This is a genomic window from Streptomyces sp. NPDC025793 (assembly GCF_055558375.1).
This window is the reverse complement of the sequence record NZ_JBVHMR010000027.1, coordinates 100,536-106,789: the sequence shown is the minus strand read 5'-3', so window position 1 is coordinate 106,789 and position 6,254 is coordinate 100,536. Positions and strand designations below refer to the sequence as shown.

General features: G+C 69.7%; 5 protein-coding genes. 3 read left to right on the top strand and 2 right to left on the bottom strand.

The window, feature by feature from the left end:
- Positions 1-125: sugar phosphate nucleotidyltransferase (locus tag ACZ4MF_RS35415; RefSeq protein WP_467496641.1), on the bottom strand; the 125-nt coding region annotated here is incomplete at its 3' end.
- A 40-nt stretch (positions 126-165) separates the two neighbouring features.
- Complete coding sequence (locus ACZ4MF_RS35410) at positions 166-2,469, bottom strand: bifunctional glycosyltransferase/CDP-glycerol:glycerophosphate glycerophosphotransferase (protein ID WP_467496635.1); 2,304 nt, start codon at positions 2,467-2,469, stop codon at positions 166-168.
- A 577-nt stretch (positions 2,470-3,046) separates the two neighbouring features.
- Between ACZ4MF_RS35410 and proB the strand changes: the two genes are divergently transcribed.
- The 3 genes from proB (at position 3,047) to ACZ4MF_RS35395 (ending at position 6,159) form a co-directional block, all read left to right on the top strand.
- Positions 3,047-4,174, top strand: a complete 1,128-nt coding sequence (gene proB, locus ACZ4MF_RS35405) for a glutamate 5-kinase (RefSeq protein WP_467496633.1) — start codon at positions 3,047-3,049, stop codon at positions 4,172-4,174.
- Positions 4,175-4,341: 167 nt separating this feature from the next.
- Positions 4,342-4,767, top strand: coding sequence for a hypothetical protein (locus ACZ4MF_RS35400; protein WP_376285473.1), 426 nt, complete (start codon positions 4,342-4,344; stop codon positions 4,765-4,767).
- A 105-nt stretch (positions 4,768-4,872) separates the two neighbouring features.
- On the top strand, positions 4,873-6,159 hold the full coding sequence (locus ACZ4MF_RS35395) for a glutamate-5-semialdehyde dehydrogenase (RefSeq protein ID WP_467496631.1): 1,287 nt from the start codon (positions 4,873-4,875) through the stop codon (positions 6,157-6,159).
- Positions 6,160-6,254: the final 95 nt, after the last annotated feature.

Below are 6,254 nucleotides of genomic sequence, written 5' to 3'. Positions count from 1 at the left end.
TGGATCGCCGGCTTGTCGACGACCGGCAGCATCTCCTTGGGAGTGGCCTTGGTGGCCGGCAGGAACCGCGTACCGAGGCCTGCCGCAGGGATGACGGCCTTGGAGATGGAGGGGCGGGAAACCACGTGGTGCTCGTCTCTCTCGTTCTGTGCGTCAGGCCGTGCGTCAGGCGCCGATGAGGCCACGCTCAGCGGTCGGCTGCTGCGGAATGCGCGCCTTGGCGACGACGCCCGGCGCGGGAGCCGGAGTCCGCTCGTGAAGGGGCAGCACCGCGGGACCCCGGTCCTGGCCGAGGAACAGCCGGCGTACGACGCGCTCCGCCGCGTTGCCGTCGTCGAACTGCACGAACCGCTCGCGGAACGCGGCCCGCAGCTCGGCGGCCTCGGCGCTGTTCCAGGCGCCGGAGCGGAAGACCGAGATCAGCTCGTCCTCCGTGGTGGCGGTCGCGCCCGGGGTCTCGCCCGGCTGTCCGGAGAGAATGTCGAAGTAGACGCCGCGGGCCTTGCGGTAGACCTCCCAGTCGTCCGCGTAGCTGACGATCGGGCGGTCGAGGCACGCGTAGTCGAACATGATGGACGAGTAGTCCGTGATCAGGGCGTCGGCGGCCAGGCAGAGGTCCTCGACCACCGGGTACCTCGACACGTCCTTGATCAGCCCGCGCTCCTGGAGGGCCGCCAGCCGGGGGTCGGCACCGTAGAAGTAGTGGGTGCGCACCAGGACGACATGGTCGGGCCCGAGCTCGCGGCAGAAGCGCTCCAGGTCGATGCGGGGCACGTAGCCCTTCTGGTAGTCGCGCACCGTCGGGCAGTAGAGGATGGCGGTCTTGCCGTCCTCGATGCCGAGTTCACGGCGGATCCGCGTGACGTCCTCGGCGGTGGCCCGGAAGTAGACGTCGTTGCGCGGGTATCCGAACTCGACGGCCTCGAACGCGCAGGGGTACACCCGCTCCCAGATCTCCGTGGAGTGCTGGTTGGAGGTGAGGCTGAGGTCCCACTTGTCGGCCCGCTCCAGCATCTTGGCGAAGCTCATGTTCTTGGCCGCCGCCGGGTACTTCTGCTGGTCGATGCCCATCTGCTTCAGCGGGGTGCCGTGGTGGGTCTGGAGGAAGACCTGCTCGGGCCGCTTGACGATGTCGTTCGGGAAGTTGACGTTGTTGACGAGGTACTTGGCCCGGGCCATGACCTCCCAGTAGCGCGGCGAGTTGGCCACCACGTAGTCGACGCCCTCGGGGACGGTGTCCACCGCGTCGCGCTTCACGACCCACACACCGTGGACGTTCGGGGCCAGCTCCTTCGCCTTCTCGTAGACGGCTCCCGGGTTGCAGGCGACACCGCGGTTCCAGTAGGCCGCGTAGACGGCGAGGTTCTCGTCGACCGGGCGGCGCAGGTGCAGCTGGTACAGCCGGTTGTAGGCGGTCTTGCCGAGCTTGGTCTTGACCTTGGTGGCCCGCTGGATCACCTGGCGACGGGTGTTGCTCGCGGCCATCACCGCCGCGTACGCCGTGTAGGAGCCGCGCTCCAGCAGCTGGAACCTGGTGCCCTGCGTGCCCTCGGGGAGAACGAGGTCCTTCGGCTTGAAGCGCTTGTAGTCGGCGGCCGCCAGCTTGAAGAACTCCGCGCGGTCCTTGGGGACGATGCGGTCCTCGCGGGCCAGGGTGAACAGGTAGTGGCTGGCGGCGCGCTCGAACAGCAGGGCCCGCACGGGCTCCAGGTGGGGGCGCTCGTCGAGGAACGCGAAGAGCCGCTGGTACTGCTCGAAGATCCCGAAGTGCTTGCGCCCGGGCGTGCGCATGGAGTTGCCCTGGCGGCGCTGGCGGTACTCGACGCAGACGTGGTCGGTGGCGGCGATGCGCTCCGCGGTCAGCATGGTCTTGTAGACCATGAGGGCGTCTTCGTAGATGCCGTCGGTGAAGGTGAAGTGGTGGTCGTCGACGTAGAACTCGCGGCGGTAGGCGCGGTTCCACACCACGGCGAACATGCCGAGGTACTCGGGACGCTCCAGTGCCGTGAACACGTCCGTGCCGGCCGCGGCGAGCAGCTCGCCGGCCGCGCTCGCCTGCACACGGTTGTTCCAGTAGGTGCGGACGTGGTTGAGCAGGAGGATGTCGGGGTTGTCCGTGACGGCCAGCCGGTCGGCCATCGCCTGGAGAGCGCCGTCGGCGAGGGTGTCGTCGCTGTCGAGGAACAGGATGTACTCGCCGCGTGCCTTCAGCGCACCGGCGTCACGTGCCTTGCCTATGCCCTGGTTCTCCGCCAGGTGCACGGGTATGACGCGCTCGTCCAGGGCGGCGTATTCGTCGAGTATGCGGCCGCAGGAGTCGGGGGAGTGGTCGTCGATCGCGACGATCTCGAAGTCCTCGAACGACTGGGAGAGAATGGAATCCAAGCATGCGCGCAGATATCCCTGAACTTTATAGACAGGGACGACCACGCTTATTTTGGGCGAAGTGTTTCCATTCGCGAGGGGCATGCTTGGGGCTCCTGGACTGTCGATCAGACTCACCCGCGCCCCGCTGCTGACGTGCGGCGCGGGTGGCGAGAGGCACAAGGAGTGCAAGGTTAAGGTTGGTTTAAGCCTATCCTAACGTCACTCGTGAGACGTTCTTACCACAGCTCGTCCGTCGCTGGTCAGCGGGGATGTGGCAGGACTCACCCCCGACTCCGGGCCTGCGGTCAAGGTGTGTGAGCCCCTCCAAAGGTAAGAAGAGGAAAAGAGGTGCTGTCCGTATTTTTGGCGCGCAAACAGGACATTCCATGCCGCAAATGGTCCGGCGGAGAAGTGCCGGCTTCGTGACGCGCGCCCGCTCTTTTGACCGCTTGTGGCCGATATTCAGTGAGGAGGGCCGCGGGATTCGTGATGCGCGCCCGGCAGGCGGGCCCGCGAGCCGGGCACTCGGGCCGGGCACTCGGGCCGGGCAGTCGGGCCGGGCACGCGAGCCGGGCACGCGGACCCGCGCGTCCGCAGAGCGGACCTGCGCGATGCCCCCTCTCCTCTTCGCGTAGATTTTGGCTGCGAAGCCGACCTACGCGAGGGGACAGTCAGCACCGTGGCAAGGGCAAGGCAGGCCGTACGCGAGGCCCGCAGGATCGTCGTCAAGGTGGGCTCCTCCTCCCTGACCACCGCCGTCGGCGGCCTCGACGCCGACCGCGTCGACGCGCTGGTCGACGTGCTGGCCAAGATCCGCAGCGGCGGGGAGCGGGAGATCGTCCTGGTCTCCTCCGGTGCCATCGCCGCAGGTCTCGCCCCGCTCGGCCTGCGCCGCCGTCCCAAGGACCTGGCCCGCCAGCAGGCCGCCGCCAGCGTCGGCCAGGGCCTGCTCGTCGCCCGCTACACCGCCTCCTTCGCCCGCTACGGCGTCCGCGTCGGCCAGGTCCTGCTCACGTCCGACGACATGAGCCGCCGCGCCCACCACCGCAACGCCTCCCGCACCCTCGACAAGCTGCTCGCCATGGGTGCCTTCCCGATCGTCAACGAGAACGACACCGTCGCCACCGACGAGATCCGCTTCGGCGACAACGACCGCCTCGCCGCCCTCGTCGCCCACCTCGTCCACGCCGACCTGCTCGTCCTGCTCTCCGACGTCGACGGCGTCTACGACGGCGACCCCAGCAAACCCGGCACCTCGCGGATAGCGGAGGTGACGGGTCCCGAGGACCTCGCTGGCGTGGAGATCGGCAGCACGGGCAAGGCAGGCGTCGGCACCGGCGGCATGGTCACCAAGGTCGAGGCCGCCCGGATCGCCGCCGCCGCCGGCATCCCCGTCGTCCTCACCAGCGCCGTGCACGCGGCGGACGCGCTCGGCGGCGGCGACACCGGCACCTACTTCCACCCCACCGGCAAGCGCTCCGGCGGCCGGCTGCTGTGGCTCCAGCACGCCTCCACCCCGCAGGGCGCGCTGACCCTCGACGACGGCGCCGTCGAGGCCGTCGTCAAGGGCCGCAAGTCGCTGCTGCCCGCCGGAATCGCCTCTGTGGAGGGCGAGTTCAGCGCCGGCGACCCCGTCGAACTGCGCGACGCGGCCGGCCGCGCGGTGGCCCGGGGCCTCGTCAACTTCGACGCCAAGGAGATCCCCCGGCTGATCGGGCGCTCGACCCACGAACTGGCCCGCGAACTGGGCCCGGCGTACGAACGCGAGGTCGTACACAGGGACGACCTGGTGCTCCTGCACCTCTGACAGTCGCAAGACCGCTCGTAAAACAGGGCGTACGGTACGCCCCCGGTGGGGGACGTTCCGTAAAACCACCACGCGGAGCCCTGCGGCCTGCTCAACTTTGACTCGGGGGCATGTTGACAGGACACGCCTTCCGTCAAGGGGCCGAGCGAGTCATGAAGGAGGCCGTCGTGAGACGAGTGCGCCCTGGGGCGACGTCGCGCGGTGCTCTGACGAGCGTCGTGGCCGGGGACACCTACGAGGAGCCGAAAGACCTGCCCCGGCTGTGGCACGTCACCCTCAGCGTCTCCGGGGACACCGTTCCCCTGTCCGATCTGCGCCGGGCCCTGGAACAGCTGGCCCACGACCACCCCTTCCTCCTGACCAGCAGATACGCGACCGATCACGCCGAGATCCGGTACTGGGAGGAGGCCCGCGACCTGCACGACGCCGCGGCCGTCGCCCTGCGCCTGTGGGGCGAGCACCGGCAGAGCGCCGGACTGCCCGCGTGGGAGATCGTCGGCCTGGAGGTCATCGACCGCGAGACCTACCACCACCGCATCGCCGAGGGCTACGGCCCGTCGCCCGCGACACCCGTAGGGGTCCACCCCTTCTGATCCCACCCCGTCTGATCCCGTACGTTCTGGTCCCGTACGGGGGGTTTCGTCTCGGGGTGTGGGACGTGCTCCGGAGGCGTGCGCGGCGCGCACTACCCTTCCCTCATGACCACGCTCTCGCCGTACGACTCGATGTCCCCGGTCACCCAGGCCGCCTACCGCGCCAAGGCCGCGGCCGCCGACCTCGCGCCGCTGCCGCGCGCCGTGAAGGACGACGCGCTGCTCGCCATCGCCGACGCGCTGGAGGTACGGACCGCCGAGATCGTCGAGGCCAACGCCAGGGACGTGGCCAGGGCGCGGGAGAACGGCACCAGCGAGTCCGTCGTGGACCGGCTCACCCTCACCCCCGCGCGGGTCCGCGCCATCGCCTCCGACGTCCGCGACGTCGCGAAGCTGCCCGACCCGGTCGGCGAGGTCGTCCGCGGCTCCACTCTCCCCAACGGCATCGACCTGCGCCAGGTCCGCGTCCCGCTCGGCGTCGTCGGCATCATCTACGAGGCCCGCCCGAACGTCACCGTCGACGCCGCCGTCCTGTGCCTGAAGTCCGGCAACGCCGTCCTGCTGCGCGGCTCCGCCTCAGCGTACGAGTCGAACACCGCGCTGGTGCGGGTGCTGCGCGACGCCGTGGGCGGCGCCGGGCTGCCCGCCGACGCCGTGCAGCTGGTGCCGGGCGAGAGCCGGGACTCCGTGCGCGAGCTGATGCGCGCCCGCGGCCTGGTCGACGTCCTCATCCCGCGCGGCGGCGCCTCCCTGATCCAGACCGTGGTCAGCGAGTCCACCGTCCCCGTCATCGAGACCGGCACCGGCAACTGCCACGTCTACGTCGACGCGGCCGCCGACATCGACATGGCGATCGACATCCTGATCAACTCCAAGGCCCAGCGGGTCAGCGTCTGCAACGCCGCCGAGACCCTCCTGGTCCACCAGGACATCGCCGCCGAGTTCCTGCCGCGCGCCCTGGACGCCCTCGCCGAGGCCGGTGTCACCGTGCACGCCGACGAGCGCGTGCTGGCCCACGCCAAGGACTCCAAGGCGACCGTCGTCGAGGCCGTGGCCGAGGACTGGGAGACCGAGTACCTCTCGTACGACATCGCCGCCGCGGTCGTCGACTCCCTCGACAAGGCCGTCGAGCACATCCGGCTGTGGACCTCCGGCCACACCGAGGCGATCGTCACCACCTCCCAGCAGGCCGCGCGCCGCTTCACCCAGCTGGTCGACTCCACCACCGTCGCCGTGAACGCCTCCACCCGGTTCACCGACGGCGGCCAGTTCGGCTTCGGCGCCGAGATCGGCATCTCCACCCAGAAGCTGCACGCCCGCGGCCCGATGGGCCTGCCCGAGCTGACCAGCACGAAGTACATCGTCACCGGCGACGGCCACGTACGCCCCTGAGAATCACCCGTTCGGCCGTACGTCCGGGGATCCGGGCGGGCGGCCGAAAGGCGTCTCACCAGTCAGACGAATTTCCCTACCGTCTGCCCAAATTG

Excerpts from the sequence above, each read along its gene's own strand:
- ACZ4MF_RS35410 (WP_467496635.1), bottom strand. The coding sequence starts at position 2,469 with ATGCCCCTCGCGAATGGAAACACTTCGCCCAAAATAAGCGTGGTCGTC.
- ACZ4MF_RS35395 (WP_467496631.1), top strand. The coding sequence starts at position 4,873 with ATGACCACGCTCTCGCCGTACGACTCGATGTCCCCGGTCACCCAGGCC.